The organism is Brasilonema sennae CENA114 (genome assembly GCF_006968745.1).
GTDB lineage: Bacteria > Cyanobacteriota > Cyanobacteriia > Cyanobacteriales > Nostocaceae > Brasilonema > Brasilonema sennae.
On record NZ_CP030118.1, the window covers coordinates 2,899,995 to 2,915,493 of the forward strand.

The 15,499-nt window shown below is 42.9% G+C and carries 16 protein-coding genes; 5 read left to right on the plus strand and 11 right to left on the minus strand.

Going from position 1 to position 15,499, the window contains the following annotated elements:
• Positions 1-95: 95 nt before the first annotated feature.
• A complete protein-coding gene (locus DP114_RS12390) occupies positions 96-1,343 on the plus strand; it encodes a glycosyltransferase (protein WP_169265414.1) in 1,248 nt (415 codons plus the stop codon).
• Between the two features lie 59 nt (positions 1,344-1,402).
• A complete protein-coding gene (locus tag DP114_RS12395; protein WP_171976216.1) occupies positions 1,403-3,181 on the plus strand; it encodes a glycosyltransferase family 39 protein in 1,779 nt (592 codons plus the stop codon).
• Here the strand turns inward: DP114_RS12395 and DP114_RS12400 are convergent, their stop codons facing one another.
• Together DP114_RS12400 and DP114_RS12405 are read right to left on the minus strand one after the other, a co-directional pair.
• The gene (locus tag DP114_RS12400) at positions 3,182-3,802 is read right to left on the minus strand and encodes a YdeI/OmpD-associated family protein (RefSeq protein ID WP_370460789.1); all 621 of its coding nucleotides are present in this window, start codon (positions 3,800-3,802) and stop codon (positions 3,182-3,184) included. It abuts the gene before it with no gap.
• A gap of 226 nt (positions 3,803-4,028) precedes the next feature.
• Positions 4,029-4,634 (minus strand): DUF3318 domain-containing protein, encoded by a 606-nt coding sequence (locus DP114_RS12405; RefSeq protein WP_171978173.1) that lies wholly within the window; start codon positions 4,632-4,634, stop codon positions 4,029-4,031.
• A gap of 118 nt (positions 4,635-4,752) precedes the next feature.
• Here DP114_RS12405 and DP114_RS12410 point away from each other — a divergent pair, with 118 nt between their 5' ends.
• Positions 4,753-5,046: a hypothetical protein gene (locus tag DP114_RS12410; RefSeq protein ID WP_169265417.1), complete on the plus strand. Its 294-nt coding sequence runs from the start codon at positions 4,753-4,755 to the stop codon at positions 5,044-5,046.
• Between the two features lie 181 nt (positions 5,047-5,227).
• Here the strand turns inward: DP114_RS12410 and DP114_RS12415 are convergent, their stop codons facing one another.
• Entirely contained in the window at positions 5,228-6,928 is a 1,701-nt protein-coding gene (locus DP114_RS12415) for an iron uptake porin (RefSeq protein ID WP_169265418.1), read from the minus strand.
• 154 nt (positions 6,929-7,082) lie between these two features.
• Positions 7,083-7,688, minus strand: coding sequence for a Crp/Fnr family transcriptional regulator (locus DP114_RS12420; RefSeq protein WP_417281513.1), 606 nt, complete (start codon positions 7,686-7,688; stop codon positions 7,083-7,085).
• Between the two features lie 730 nt (positions 7,689-8,418).
• Here DP114_RS12420 and DP114_RS12425 point away from each other — a divergent pair.
• Positions 8,419-8,565 carry a hypothetical protein gene (locus tag DP114_RS12425; protein ID WP_169265420.1) on the plus strand — a complete coding sequence of 49 codons (147 nt, stop codon included), beginning with the start codon at positions 8,419-8,421 and terminating at the stop codon, positions 8,563-8,565.
• A 90-nt stretch (positions 8,566-8,655) separates the two neighbouring features.
• Here the strand turns inward: DP114_RS12425 and DP114_RS12430 are convergent, their stop codons facing one another.
• Entirely contained in the window at positions 8,656-9,675 is a 1,020-nt protein-coding gene (locus DP114_RS12430; protein WP_169265421.1) for a sulfate/molybdate ABC transporter ATP-binding protein, read from the minus strand.
• Between the two features lie 73 nt (positions 9,676-9,748).
• Between DP114_RS12430 and DP114_RS12435 the strand changes: the two genes are divergently transcribed.
• Positions 9,749-10,336: a Crp/Fnr family transcriptional regulator gene (locus tag DP114_RS12435; RefSeq protein WP_169265422.1), complete on the plus strand. Its 588-nt coding sequence runs from the start codon at positions 9,749-9,751 to the stop codon at positions 10,334-10,336.
• A gap of 11 nt (positions 10,337-10,347) precedes the next feature.
• Here DP114_RS12435 and DP114_RS12440 read toward each other — a convergent pair whose 3' ends face one another.
• From DP114_RS12440 to DP114_RS12465, 6 genes are all read right to left on the minus strand, one after another.
• On the minus strand, positions 10,348-10,638 hold the full coding sequence (locus tag DP114_RS12440) for an NIL domain-containing protein (protein WP_171976217.1): 291 nt from the start codon (positions 10,636-10,638) through the stop codon (positions 10,348-10,350).
• A gap of 220 nt (positions 10,639-10,858) precedes the next feature.
• The gene (locus DP114_RS12445; RefSeq protein ID WP_169265423.1) at positions 10,859-11,125 is read right to left on the minus strand and encodes an NIL domain-containing protein; all 267 of its coding nucleotides are present in this window, start codon (positions 11,123-11,125) and stop codon (positions 10,859-10,861) included.
• 32 nt (positions 11,126-11,157) lie between these two features.
• Positions 11,158-12,054 (minus strand): sulfate ABC transporter permease subunit CysW, encoded by an 897-nt coding sequence (cysW, locus tag DP114_RS12450; RefSeq protein WP_169265424.1) that lies wholly within the window; start codon positions 12,052-12,054, stop codon positions 11,158-11,160.
• Positions 12,041-12,928: a sulfate ABC transporter permease subunit CysT gene (gene cysT, locus DP114_RS12455; RefSeq protein WP_171976218.1), complete on the minus strand. Its 888-nt coding sequence runs from the start codon at positions 12,926-12,928 to the stop codon at positions 12,041-12,043. Before cysT ends, cysW begins: the two co-directional genes overlap by 14 nt.
• Before the next feature lie 125 nt (positions 12,929-13,053).
• On the minus strand, positions 13,054-14,199 hold the full coding sequence (locus DP114_RS12460) for a sulfate ABC transporter substrate-binding protein (protein WP_171976219.1): 1,146 nt from the start codon (positions 14,197-14,199) through the stop codon (positions 13,054-13,056).
• A gap of 173 nt (positions 14,200-14,372) precedes the next feature.
• Entirely contained in the window at positions 14,373-15,146 is a 774-nt protein-coding gene (locus DP114_RS12465) for a class II glutamine amidotransferase (RefSeq protein WP_169265427.1), read from the minus strand.
• Positions 15,147-15,499 lie beyond the last annotated feature (353 nt).

Sequence of the window (15,499 nt, forward strand, 5' to 3'; positions counted from 1 at the left end):
TTAGTCAAGTACTATAAAACAACACCACCCAAAACCTGGTAAGGCTGTTATTAACAAAACCACTGGAAATCTGTTTACCATATCATCATTTCTAAATGAGTATCATCCAACCTAATTCCCTTTTACCAGTACCCACTGGTTCATTGCAGATATTAGAATCGTCAGCTGCAACAACAAACGCAAATACTGAACCCATCTTATTTTCTCTAATTATTCCCACCTACAAAGAAGCAGGAAATATCCAAAAAATCGTCTCTAGATTAAGCAACTTACTGGATGAATCTATACCAGGTAAGTACGAGTTGATAGTGGTAGACGACGACAGTCCAGATGGAACATGGAACATTGCACAGTCATTGATGACAGAATATCCCCAATTGCGGGTTATGCGACGACAGAGTGAACGGGGACTATCCAGCGCTGTGATTCGCGGATGGCAAGCTGCTAGTGGAAGTATTTTAGGAGTTATAGACGCTGATTTACAACATCCACCCCATGTGCTGCTGCAATTATTGCAAGCAATTGAGGAGGGAGCAGACTTAGCCGTCGCGAGTCGTCACATAGAAGGTGGTGGAGTCAGTAGTTGGAGTTTTGTCAGGCGTTTGTTGTCTCGGGGTGCTCAGCTGTTAGGATTGCTCATCTTACCAGGCGTTCTGTCAAGAGTGTCAGATCCGATGAGTGGTTATTTTATGTTCCGTCGCCACTGTATAGTCGGTAAAACCCTCAATCCGGTAGGATACAAAATTCTGCTGGAAACCATCGGGCGCGGAAACGTGGGCAAAATCGCTGAAGTTGGTTATGTGTTCTGTGAGCGCAAAGAGGGTGAAAGTAAGGTAACTTGGAAGCAATATGTCGATTACATCCATCACTTAATCCGCTTACGCTTATCCACAGGGAGACTCTCGAAATTTAGTCAAATTAGTCAACAATTCCCCATCGATCGCTTCCTCCGCTTTGGCTTGGTAGGATTATCGGGGGTGTTTGTGGATATGACAGTACTGTACTTGCTCAGTGACCCAACGACTTTGGGTTTCCCCCTAACACGCAGTAAAATCATTGCTGGGGAAGTGGCAATTTTAAATAATTTCTTGTGGAATGACATCTGGACGTTTGCTGATGTCAGCAGCCAGCAGCGGGAATGGCGTCAGCGTTTAAAGCGGTTTTTGAAATTTAACATGATTTGTCTTGCGGGATTGGTGTTGAATGTGTTGGTGTTGAACTTGGTGTTCAATTTCGTGATTCCTAACCGCTACGTTGCTAACCTGATTGCGATCGCTGTTGCTACTGTTTGGAACTTCTGGGTGAATTTGAAGCTCAGTTGGCGTGTGACTCAGGTAAAATAGAAGGGAACAAACAGCTATATGTTTTGAGTTATTAAGTTATGAGTGGTAAATCATAATTTATGAATGTCATTATCAAAACTCAAAACTCAAAACTCAAAACTCTCTTACTGCTGGCGATTTGGCTACTCATTGGTGTCGGCTTGCGTTTAACGAACTTGAGTGCTAAGCCACCTTGGACTGACGAGTTTTCTACTCTGGTGTTTAGCCTCGGAAATAGCTTTTTGCCAGTACCGTTAGATCAGCCGATATCTGTTGATGTTCTCTTACAACCACTACAACCACAACCTACATCTGGCATACAAGATGTATGGAAACACTTATCTACTGAAAGCAATCATCCGCCGCTTTACTTTTTCCTGACTCACTTGTGGATGCGGCTGTTTCCGACACATGAGGGTTTGGTGTCGTTGTGGGGGGCGCGATCGCTCGCTGCTTTTTTCGGTGCAGCATCTATTCCAGCTATTTATGCTTTAACTGGGCTAGCATTTCGTTCCCGTCTTGTCAGCCATTTAGCGGCTGCAATGATGGCAATATCACCCTACGGCATTTTTTTAGCACAGGAAGCCCGTCATTATACTTTAGCAATTTTATGGGTGATTGCTTCTTTTGCTTGCTTAGTCATTGCCAGTCGTCACATCCAAAACAATACTCCAATACCCATCAAGATAGCACTCTCGTGGGTGGTAATTAATGCTATTGGTATTGCGACTCATTACTTTTTCACTCTCACCCTCTGCTGTGAAGCGTTGGTTTTGCTGTTTCTTGCTTGGCGACAGTGGAGAAGGAAGACGAGGGAAGGAGGGAGAGGGGGAGCGAAAGATATTTTCCCACACTCCCCCACTCTCTCACTCTCTCACTCCCACACTCCCTGGTTCCGCATCTACGCTGTGGCGGTAGGTACATTTGTTGCTGCTTTAATTTGGCTTCCAGTGTTTTTACACAATAGCTATGGAGGTAAGTTGACTGAATGGATTCAAGGTCCACGTACTGGGATGGCTTGGCTCAACCCAATATTTCAAGCATTGGCAGCATGGATTACAATGATTTCTTTGCTACCAGTCGAAGCATCACAGCTAGCAGTTGTGATTGTTTCTGGACTAGTGATGCTGATTTTTTTCATTTGGGCAGTACCAATTTTGGTGCGTGGAATTAAAGTTTATTTCAAACAACCACAAACCCGTTTGATGGTTCAAGTGTTTGCTGGTTTAGTTGTCGGGGCTATAGTTTTATTTTTTATTTTTACTTACTTTTTTGGTATTGATTTGACACGAGGCGCTCGTTACAACTTTGTTTACTTTCCTGCTGTGATAGTCTTAGTTGGGGCAAGTCTGGCAGTTTGTTGGCGTCATCCCATTTTGGAAAAAGGAAGATGGGGAATAAATGGCAAAAAAGCTGTGATCATCATTTTGTTGATGGGATTGGCGAGTGCTATCACTGTTGTCTGCAATTTGGGCTATCAAAAATACTACCGTCCAGACTTATTTGTAAAACTTATTGAACAAACATCCCATGTCCCTGTACTCATCGCCACAACTCAGAAAACTCACGTACAAATTGGGGAAATGATGGGGATAGCGAGGGAATATAAAATACAAAATTCTATACAAAATTCCAAATCCACATCACCGCTCTTTCTCCTTGCTCATCAAGACGAAGACGCCAGTATTTCCACGGTTGCACTCCAAAACACATTAAAAATGCTACCACGTCCTTTTGACTTATGGTTAGTAAACTTTTATGCTCCTCAACCTGAGGAAGTTAAAAACTGTGTTATGCAAGCGAAATCGTTACCATTCGTAGACGGCTACGAGTATAAACTGTATCATTGTGGCGATTAGTCATCGTGCTAATGGATTTTTGTTTTCTGCTGCTGAACTTATAGTTTGCTCAATTCTCTTCAACCTTGTCTGGGGACGTTTAGCACTGTCAAGCCAAAAGAGGATGTTCTTCTTGGATGAGTTACTAAACGCCTCAAAATACTTATTGGCAGTTTCGTTTGCTTCCAATGCTTGCTTTAAATCTGCTGGTATTATTAACGCTTCGATCTCATCTAAAGTAGTCCATGAACCATTTTGTTTTGCAACTTCAATCTTCTTAAAACCAGCCTCAGTCATCAAATCTTGTTCGATGAGTTCTTGAATATATTGCTTATTTAATTTTGACCACACACTTTTCGGTTTTCGGGGTGTAAATATTTGCATGTAACGTTCTTTGTCTAAGGATTTCACTTTACTGTCAATCCAACCAAAGCATAAGGCTTCCTTTACTGCTTCGCTATACTGAACGCTTGGTTTACCACTTTTTATTTTGTAGTAGATCAGCCATACACCAACACAAGTGTGATGATTTTTCTCCAACCATTCCCGCCATTCTTTGCGATCTTTGGCATAAACGGTTTCTAATTGCTTATCAAATTGCGACAAAACTCCGAACTTATCGGAGTTGAGATTATCAATCATAATCTGCCCTCACATCACTCTGACAGCAAACAAACTTAACGCTAAAGCAACAGACAACTCATCAACTAGCGTCACCACTGATAGCTTGAGTAGCCTAACTTATATCTTGCACCAGGGTCAAAAACCGGGTTTCTTGAGAATGACGACACAAGCCTTACTTTAATTTTCCGTTTATAAACCCGGTTTTTTAGGTCTTGTTGAGAATAGTGCATTCCGGTCAGCTAACTCACTTATCAAAACTTTCCGGAACACTCACTGATGACAAACCAGCGATCGCTCGTAAATTTTGGCTACGAATCAACTCAGTAAACTCTAATCCAGAACGCCCTTCGATTTTTGCCACTCCTTCAATAGCAGATAACAGGTGTTGTGCGGCTTCAGCTTCTGAGTAACCCCGTCGTTGTGCAACACGAATGGCGGCTTGATCAGCGTCTAACTCTGTTTGCTGGGATCGGTTCGTTCGCCAAATGCGAACCATAGCCAGCGTAGTTAATCCACCAGCGACAACTATACCGACTGGATCTGCTTGGGCTGATTCTACAAAAGTACCCAAAATACCAGCGATCGCCATACCCTGATAAATGTCAGGTTTAAACCACTTGACTCCTATTAACCAACTAACAGTCCGCAATAGTAACAAATCGCGTTGCGCTTTTGTCAGGCGACGCCATAAATCAAAGTTAATATAGATTGGTCGTTCCCGATTCCAAGGTAATGGAAATGTTGCGTCAATCACTTTTGCTTGTTCCGGCTTGATAACGATTTTTGTCATCATTCGACCAGAAGCAGGCATTACATCTAGCAAACGGCGAATTTCAACGTTTGTTTCCATGTTAATATCAGCTTTCATACAATTTATAATATATGCTTATGCTTAGAATACATGGTTTATAGGCTTTCTATGTAGTCATTCATAATTGATATAGCTAATGACAAACGACTTATAACTAATGAATATAGATGCTTTTGCTGCAACTCCACCTGAATGGACAAACACAGGAATTCATGCTCATGAATTTTGCTGTCCTAGCTGTCACTCCAGTAGCTTAGAAGCTGTACAAGTCTGGATAAATCGTCGTTCGCCTGTGATGACGGAAAACTATCGTCGCAAATGGCAGGAGTTTTACCAGTGTCATTGTGGTTGCGTATGGTGGGCTTGGAGTAGCGATCGCCCTAAAATGAAGCATCCTTCGGACGATGACTCCTCCGGAACTGGTTCTCCAACAAATCTCGACGAGCAATAAACTTGCTCTAAATTATCTGCGTTTATTCGGCTGCGTCCATCTGCGGTTCTAAAAACCCCTAAACCGGATTTTTGCAAGAAATGCAACACTCATCAGTTGAGTCAAACAAAAAAGCCTGCTTACGCAGGCTTTTTTCACATAACCCCACCCTAAAGAGATGAGAGTTACCATAAAAATAAGTTTAGAAAGTAAAGGTAGTACGCAATGTACCTACATAAACGGTATCGTTCCTGTCGTTATGTTCTGGGTTGAAGATCACCAACACACCAGGAGTAACAGCAATGTTGTCAGTCAGTTGCAATCTGTACAGTGCCTCTAAGTGATATGATGTGTCTCTATCTTGACGACGAATACCGTTTGCTTGGATGAATTCGTTACCTGTTGTTTTAGGTGGTTGACCAAAGACAAAAGCAAGCACACTACCAGGTCTGGCAAAGTCTTTGAAAGAGAGGGTACCAGCCCAGTACTCAGAGTATGCATTGGCACCATTTGCAGCACCGCCCTTAGCTTCTGCTTCAGTGTAACCATACCAACCACCAAGGGTGATTTTAGAACCAAGTCTCAAGCTGGCTTCTACACCATAATTATCAGCAGTTAAAGCCGCGCCATTAAAGGGGTTATTAGCATACTGACTACCAGTACCGTCAAAAAGACTGATACCTCCCTTATTCTGATAGGTGCGAGCGTAGGTTAAACCGATGTTGAATGCTTGACTCGGCTGGAAGGATACCTGACCCAAAGCCGCATAGCTACCATCGAAAAGACCAAACCCATCGTTAGGGTTATTTGCAGTCAAATTAGGTGCACCTGCTACATAAGCTGCAGATACAGTGATAGGTCCTTTGGGATTCAATGTAAGTGTCGCACCTGAACCACCATTTCCTTGGCGGTAAATCGGGCTGAAACGACCGTAGCGGGAAATAGCACCTCTACCAGAGCTCGCGAGGTCTGGGTTGAAGGTGTTGACGTTTTCGTATAACTCAGCGCCAAATGCATCAATCTTGATACGTGCAGCGCTGCCTAGGTTGAAAGCATAATTGAGTTTGTCGAGTTCGATGTCATTGGAACCTATAGTAGTACCTCGACCAGACCCAGATCCCCTATCTCCGTCAAAGCTCAGACGGGTCATGCTAGTACCCGTAATGCTAGCTCTGTTTTGACTCGTACTTCCACCATCATATATAGGAGTGTTGCGAGCTTGCAAACGTGTTTGCAACTGGTCTGAACCAAAGAAGCTGGTGAGCAAGTTCAAACGAACTCGGTCGGAAAAAACAATGTTTTCTTGCAACTCGGCAGCCGTTGCTGTGTTAACTCCAGAAGGAACTGCCTGCCTTGCACTACCAAAAGCGTCAGATAGATTGAAAATCGCTTCCCCAACCAGTTTTGTTGTGGTAGAGAATTGATTTGCTTCCAACTCAGCAGTGCGAGCTTCTAAGGTATCAACACGACCACGCAGGGTAGCCAATTCAGCAGAGAACTCTTCTTGCAAGCGCTGCAAAGTAGCTAAGTCTTCTTTCCTGACTAAGTCAGCGGTTGCTGTTGCAATCAGTTCATTCACCCGATCCAAACACGCGTTCAAACCAGCAGCAAACTCATAACGAGTCAAAGCGCGGTTACCGCGATAGGTACCATTGGGATAACCCGCAATACAACCGTAGCGTTCTACCAGAGACTGCAATGCTTGGAATGCCCAATCTGTTGGCTGTACGTCGGAAAATTGGGATACAGATGTTACTTGACCAATGTTGTCTTGTGATGTCAGCACAGATACGGGAGTCACCTGTTCCTTGACTTCTCCAGCCATAGCGCTATTTGCTGCAAAAAATGTTGCCGCTACAACAACTGGGCTTAACCTTAGAATTTTTTTAGATAGTTTCTTCATGGTTTATGTCTCACTCACACCTACCGACTGAATTATGGTACTATTCCCTAATGGGTATATTTTTTTGGGGAATTTACTAATGACTTTCTGTCAGAATTGTACCAGATGTTAATGGTGACTAACACACAATTAATCACCACTTTTTTACTGTAGACTATTTAGATTCCTTATTTGATGAACATAGAATGACACGACGTTTGTGACGGATCAAGGTTCCCTCTTCTTCAAACTGCTGAAGCAAACGAGTCACAGTCACCCGTGTTGTATTTAAAACTTCTGCCATCTCCTGATGAGTGACATTGAGATCGATCAGTTTTCCTTGCTCCACATCGCGGCCAAACTTTGCACTAAGCCAACTAAGGAACTGCCATAAACGCAAGCAAATGGGCTTGCGATGTACAATGCTAAGTAACTCTTCTGCCTGTTGAATGTGAGACAATAAGGCGTTTACATCCTGACTCCACAAGTGAGGTGGCAGTGCGGTCACTTCTACGCTAGTTAAACATTCAATCTGGTAAGGCTTGACTCTAGACAAAGGATAGCCAATCAAATCCCCAGCTCCCCAATAACCTAAAGTGATAAACGTTCCATCTTCACTCCAGGTTAATGTCCGAACTGCTCCGCGCTCAATCCGCCACAGTACGTCATTACGTGCTGGAAGGATTTCGCGACGTGTAAACAATCGTTGTGGCAGTTGTCCAGTAGAAGAAGAAGAATTATGAGACTGGGCAGAATTATGAGAACGACTTGTGGAATACATCATGGGGTTTTGTCAAGTAAAACTAATTGAGCAATCGACTGAGAGGTTATTGAAGCCATCCCAAGGATTTGGCTTTTAGCATTCCCTTGTAGAGAAATTGATTCAAGTTATCATACCCGTGCTCTTTGCAATCATGCTCTACCAAATGAGAATTTTTAGCACTTGAGAGACTCTGGGGATTTCATGCCGCAAGTTGGTTGACTATAATAGAGAAACAACAGAAAGTGATTTGATGACTAACAATCAAACTCTATAACATTGCTGGGAGCACGCTTACCAGCAAGTAAAGGGATGAGTGTGTGCTAGGTGTGTTAGAAAAAGTAATACGATGAAGTTAGGTTTAGAGTTTGTAGTCGTTGTCTGAGCATAGAATCATTGTCGTGTAAAGTCGATTCTTTGCGTTATTTTTTTTTATAAAGATTTATTTAGAAATGCTAGAAATTGCAGATTTACGTGTATAAAAAATCATTTTTTGTGAAAGAAAAATAAAAGCTTGCAGCAAAGAATAGTAGCTTTTACTGAATGGTTTGTCAAGACACCTGGGGTTTAGAAACACCGACAACTACGGGTTTGAGCAGATCATCAGGTTTTTTGCTGGCTCAATTGGAACCAATTGGAATCTGAGGAGTTTGTAAAAATTCTTTACCTAATGTGGTGATGATGATCAATGCCTCTGTACCTAGATTATGATGCCGCTTACAGCAGCAATTCCTGAGTCACCAAGTCAGAAGTGAGCCAGCGCGGACGCTACATGCCTACGGAGGAAGACGCCGTGGTTTCCAACGCCAGTACCTACGGAGGGAAACCCTCCGTAGGTATTGGCTCCCTATGGCGCTGCGCCACGCCTTACGGTTATCAAATTCATGTTGCTTGCTAGCGCTCCCTGCTGGAGCATCGCGCACAAAAAATGTTACAGATGACCAGAACTAGACCTTAGTTTTGGTCAAAAGCGCTACATTTCAACTTCTCATCTCACCCCTAAAGCCGGAAAAACTTTTGCCTGCTTCGATGTAACATAGACACGCTGCTCTTCCTTAAGGTTGAGCTTATTAAACTGGTCACGAGTGAGGAAAGCATTTACTGTTTCTCCAGACTTGAGAACTAACTCAAGGCGAATTTCCCATCCTAAGTTAAGAATGCGCAATACCTTGGCGGGTGTCCCATCCTCAGTCGGGCTGGTCTGAATCAAAACGTCATGAGGGCGTAAAAAGATTTGCTCGTTTGTTCGAGAATTTAAATCCCTATCTGGTAAAACACCAGAAGTAGGTGGAAGAACATTCACTGGACCAATAAAGCTCATGACAAAAGGTGTTGCTGGCTGGTCATAAATCTCAGCAGAGGTACCAACTTGCTCTACCCGACCTTGATTCATCACCACAATTTGGTCTGCAACTTCCATTGCTTCTTCTTGGTCGTGGGTGACAAGTACAGTTGTCACATGAACATCTTCATGCAGTTTTCGTAAGCTCGCCCTTAATTCCTTACGGACTTTAGCATCTAACGCTCCAAAAGGTTCATCCAACAGCAATATTCTCGGCTGAACCGCCAATGCTCTTGCTAGCGCCACCCGTTGGCGTTGACCTCCAGAGAGTTGGGAGGGATAGCGATCGCCAAATCCCTGCAACCTCACCAAATCCAGAAGTTCCTCAACTCGCGGTTTAATTCTATTTTTGGCAAACTTGCGGATTTCCAAGGGAAAAGCAATGTTCTGGCGCACTGTCAAGTGCTTAAACAAAGCGTAATGCTGAAACACGAAGCCTATTTGGCGTTCTTGCACCGATTTGTATGTTGCATCTTCACCAATTAGCCAGATATGACCAGAATTAGGAACTTCTAACCCCGCAATCATCCGCAACAAAGTTGATTTTCCAGATCCAGATGGTCCTAACAGCGCCACAAGAGAACCTGTTGGAATTTCTAAACTGACGTTATCAACAGCAAGGAAAGAGCCAAACTGCCTAGTTACATTCTCAACAACAATGCCCATAGTAAGATCCTTCAAGAAACTGATATTGTAAAAAAGTACGGCTTGTCTATCGAAAAGCGAGAATCAGATGACAATGTCTATTTCATCACGTTTTCAAAATCCTCCTGAACAAAACACCAAACTTAGCTTTAAGGCCCGTTCATTCTTACCCCTGAAGCACAATAGTTTGTTAAAAATTGAAACGGGAGTTGTGCGAATTATCACTTGGCATGAAGATGGTACGCTTGTGACTTTGGGTATTTGGGGACCTGGAGATATCGTTGGTCAAGCGTTTTCTAAACTTGAACCATATCAGATAGAGTGTCTAACTAAAGTAGAGGTAACCATAGTGCCTTTAGAAGGGTGGTTTCCATTCACGGATGTTATGCTTGCCCATATTCAACAAGCAGAAGAATTGATGATTATTCGTAGCCATAAAACAGTGGAAGTCATGCTTATTAAACTCCTAGGTTGGTTAGTAAAAAAATTTGGTCGAGAGGTAAAAAGCGGACATCTCATTGACTTACGCCTAACTCATCAAGATATTGCTGATATGCTTAATTCAACTCGCGTGACAATCACTCGCGTCCTCACTCAGTTAGAGGAACAGGGGTTGATTCATCGTCTTCCCTTGCATCGGATTGTCTTAAAAGAAGAAGAACTTTGGCACTATGAAATATAGCTGTCCATGCGTTAGCAAGACCAGCCATCTCCTTCAGTGTTTGGCTTACCTACAATTTTTAGATTTAAAGATTCCAGGTAAGCTAAACCATGCCTAATTTGTGCTACTGTCCCACGAAGTTCCAAGTCAAAGCATCCCTCTCCATTGGTCTGTTTTCCTAGCATTGCGCCCGTAATATTAACGACTAAACCATAAATGGCAATCAGGCGAGAAATCACAGGTTCTTGTTGGTAATGTCCGGGAATCTGTAGGCGTAAGCGAATCTTTGTGATACTGCTGCTTTTAAAAACTGCTGTAATCATAGTTATTAATAATTTATAATTTATCACTTTTAGTGAGTCATTAGATCTTTGACAAAAATAGGAGATTTAAAGATATTTGAAACCGCAGACCAACGCAGAGCAATAAAGATAGATTGTTTATGTACTTCTGGTGTTTGTCTGTGGTTTCAGAAAAACTTGACTTTTCTAATAGACTCAATGAGGTCTATTAACTTAGTCATTACAAATTACGAATGAATCATCACCAACTCCCTGTGTCGATGTCGTGCCAAATTTCTAGATTCAAGTCATTGATGTAGATCAACGCACTATCAATTTGTGCAGAAGTTCCTTGTAAATCTAGGTCAAACCAACCATCTCCAACACCATTAGAACCCAACATAGCAGCTGTGATATTCACAATGAGACCATAGTCTGACACCAAGCGAGAAATGACAGGTTCTTGGTGATAGTCTTTTGGAATTCTGATCCGAATTCGTTTGTGGGTGAGCTGATTGTCTGAAACCATAGGTGAATTTACCCCTTGACTAACCATCTGCTTTAATGTTTTACATTTGTTTTCTTACCTGTATTCCGTTCCACAATCTCCTTCACCACCAAAGTCACGACTGCAAGCAGTCCTAACAAGACAGCAGCCGAAAACGCTGCTTCAGTTTGATACTGTTTGTAGGAATCCTCTATAAATAAAGGTAAGCTCTGAGTTTTGCCTTCAATGTTTCCAGAAACTACCGAAACAGCACCAAATTCACCCATTGCTCTAGCGTTGGTTAAGAGTAAGCCGTAGAGCAAACCCCAACGGATATTTGGCAAGGTGATGCGCCAAAATATCTGCCACTCATTTGCACCCAGCGTTTTCGCTGCTTCTTCTTGGTCACCACCTATCTCCTCTAGAACGGGAATCACTTCACGCGCAACAAAGGGCATACTCACGAATGCTGTCGCCAGTACCATCCCCGGAAAAGCGAAGATAACTTTGAAATCCAATGCTTGTAAAGCGGGACCGAACCAGCCATTGCGCCCGTAAAGTAGTACAACCATGAGTCCTGCAACTACAGGCGAGATAGAAAAGGGCAGGTCGATAATGCTTAAAAGAAAAGCACGACCTGGGAATTGGCGGCGGGCGATCGCCCAAGCTGCACACAAACCAAATACTGTATTTATAGGTACAGTAATGACAGCCAAAGCTACCGTCAACCAAGCTGCATGAATAAAGTTGGGTGCGCTGAGGTTAGAAAAGAAGGTACCAATTCCACCTTTAAAAGCTTGGACGAAGACATTGATAGCAGGAATATAGATTACCAAAGCCAAATAGAACACTGCGATCCCAATCAAAATGACTGGCGCAATATTTCTTGGTTTAACACGCTTTTGAGTATTTGGTTCTGCTCCTGTCGTTGAATGAAAATGTGGTTGTGGAAAATCATCACTTTGCGTCATATCTTCGTCCCCAAGCTTGTAAAAGATTAATTCCCAGCAGCATTACCAACGAAATTGTGAGTAACACTACGCCAATAACCGTGGCTCCAGAATAGTCATACTGCTCTAAGCGCTGGAAAATAAGCACAGGTGCAATTAAGTCATTGAAGGGAGTGTTGGAGGCTACAATGACGGTCGAACCATACTCCCCGACTGCACGAGAGAAACCCAAAGCAACACCTGTCAATATCGAGGGAAATAACGGTGGTAGAATAACCTTCCAGAAAGTTTGCGACTCAGATGCACCCAAGCTCCAAGCTGCTTCTTCAGTTTCCTTTTCCATCTCTAGCAGTACAGGTTGTACTGTTCTGACGATAAATGGTAAGGATATGAATATCATTGCTATTGCTACACCTGCGCGAGTGAAAGCTATCTTGATCCCAAATGGTGCTAATAAAGAGCCAATCCAGCCGTTGTCACTGTAAACGGTTGCTAGGGTTAGCCCTGCTACTGCCGTTGGTAATGCAAACGGTAAATCTACGGTGGCATCAAGCAAACGCTTAAAAGGAAAATCATAGCGGACAAAGACCCAAGCAATAAGTGTGCCAAAGACACCATTGATGAGACCTGCTGCTAGGGCTGTTAAAAAAGTGACTTGGTATGTCGAGAGCGCAATTTCACTGGTGGCAATTTCCCAAAACTTAGCAGGAGGTTCAGTACCTGCTTTCAGTAACATCGCAGTTACTGGTAAAAACAACATTACAGCTAAGTACAAGAAAGTAATTCGCCATGTCCAGGGAAGCTTAGCCAAACCAACCAGGTAGCTCTTCCAACCTGGAAGTTTTCGACGAACCTGTTTTTCCTGTGAAGATGATGGAGGTGAAGATATAGTCATAAGCAGTGAGTGAGAAAGTAGGGAGATGGGGGAGTGTTAGCGTTTGCGCAGCGCCCCCTCCGGGGCTAGCAAGCCGTAGGCTGGGAGAGAGTCATTAGTGATAATTTATGACTAATGACTAATGACTATTTTTTTGCTTGAATTTGGTCAAAAACAGCCCCATCTTCAAAGAACTTCTTCTGAATAGAGTCCCAGCCACCGTAATCTTGAACTGTACCTAGACTTTTGACCTTGGGATATTTGCTAGCAAGTTCCTTGGTCTGTGGAGTTTCTTCTATAGGTCGGAATCCCACTTTGGCAAATTCCTGCTGTGCTTCTGGAGTGTACAAGTATTTGACAAAAGCTTCAGCAACTTCCCGATTTCGGTGTTTATCGACGTTCTGATCTACAATTGCGATTGGATTGTCGATGGAGACGTTTACATCAGGAATGACGTAATCTACTTTTTCGCCCTTTTGTTGCGCAAGAATAATCTCGTTTTCGTAGTTGATTAGCGCATCCCCTTGACCCCGCTTAGCAAAGATATCAGTTGCTTCACGAGCATCTTTTGTTAAAATAGGCACATTTTTGTACACCTTGGTCACAAACTCTAGCGCTTTTTGATCTCCTCCTCCTGTTTTCGCGACAGAATTCCAAAGCGCGAGGAAGTTCCAACGAGCTATACCAGAGGTTTTGGGGTCAGCGGTAATTAACTTTACGTTATCCTTTGCCAAATCTGCCCAAGTTTTGAGACCTTTTGGATTACCTGGGCGAGTGACTAATGCAGCAACAGATTTGGAGACAATGGCATTATTGGGAAATTCTTTCTCCCATCCTGGCTCAATTAACTTAGCCTTCTGAATCTTGTCTACGTCTAACCCAAGTGCTAGGTGAACAACATCTGCTTCTAAACCATCAATCACAGCACGGGTTTGAGAACCAGAACCCCCATAGCTTTGATCAAAGGAGACATTCTGGTTATGTTCTTTCTTCCACTGTTCCACGAATTTTGGAATAATGGCGTCATGAGCTGCTTTTGTGACGGCAAAAGAAACAAGAGTTAATCTCACATCTTGCTTGTTGGCAGCTACAGGAGTTGCTGTGGAACCACCTGCATCAGTGCTAGTGGAGGAATTACTCGCACCGTTACCAGAGCAAGCGGCGATCGCTACACTCAAACTTACTCCCACCAAAAACAGTGACAGAAAGCCTTTTATAGAATTCAGCCTAAATTTATTAACTATTTTTAAGAATATTTGCTTTGATTCCAAGATATGCTGCCAAAAACTCATGTTGTTTTTCCCTGACATTTTACGGCATAGCGCTAAGTTAACCGTATTTATAGCGTATTGTGAGATATAATACATAGAATTTGCCGAAAATGCAAGAGAAATTCATCACTTTCTTGATAAGAAAAGTGGAAGTTTTTGGGAGCTATTGCCGGAGAAACTGTTGCGGGAAGCAGCTATGGAAACTTATGAGGTAACCCATCTTGAAAGACTAGCAGTTCTCCGGGGAGGATTTGCGTCCAGACTTCGTTGTCAGTTAGAGGAGTGGTGGCGATGACAGCAACGCGATCGCTTGGACTGGTCAATTCACTAAAATCAACAGTCACGTCTTGGTCAATTAAATGAGCCGCTGCAAAGGGCGCTTGACGTACGATGTAGCTGAGTTTTGTTGAGCAGTGAGCAAAAAAGTGTTCGCCATCGGAAAGTAAGTAGTTAAAAATACCTTTTTGTGCTAATTTTTCACTGACTTCCTTAAGTACTGAGTAAAGTTTCTCCAAAGGAGGCTTTTTCTGAGGAAAATATTCTCGAAATCTTTCCAGTATGAGGCAAAAAGCTTTTTCACTATCGGTGTTACCTACAGGTTGATAAAAACTAAAGTCTTTAGGATCAAAACCTGGCAAATCTCCATTGTGGGCAAATACCCAGTATCTTCCCCACAGTTCACGACGGAAGGGATGGCAGTTTTCCAAAGTAACTTTGCCTTGAGTTGCTTTGCGGATATGAGCAATTACGTGAGTGGAGTGGATAGGATAGTGTCGCACAAACTCAGCGACGGGAGAGAAAACAGAGGGTTTGGCATCTAAAAAAAATCGGCATCCTTTCCCTTCAAAGAAAGCAATTCCCCAACCATCGCGATGGTCGTCAGTTTTGCCTCCCCGCGTCGAAAAGCCCTCAAAAGAAAAGCAAATATCAGTTGGTACATTGCAATTCATTCCCAGCAGTTGGCACATGGATGTTGAAACTCTGAATTTTAGACTAGTGGCTGGGATCAAGATAATCCAGAATCGCTCAATTGATCTGGTACGAATGTTTCATTCCACAAAAATTCACTGTTCAGTTCTGTAGGAACGCTTCACGGGCAGCGATTGCAACCCGTGACCAATCAAAGAAACACTCTTGAGGGAAAGAGGGAAGGAGGGAGTGAAATCAATTGAAGGACGTTGTTAGTCGGGGAACTCGCCTGCAGTACTGCGTTGCTCACACTTGGTTTGAAAAACTGACTTCTGTTAATCGCGAGTCATGGTTACCACAGGTACTTGATTTTTTAATCAGTCTATGGAACTGTATTAAATCAATAAACACA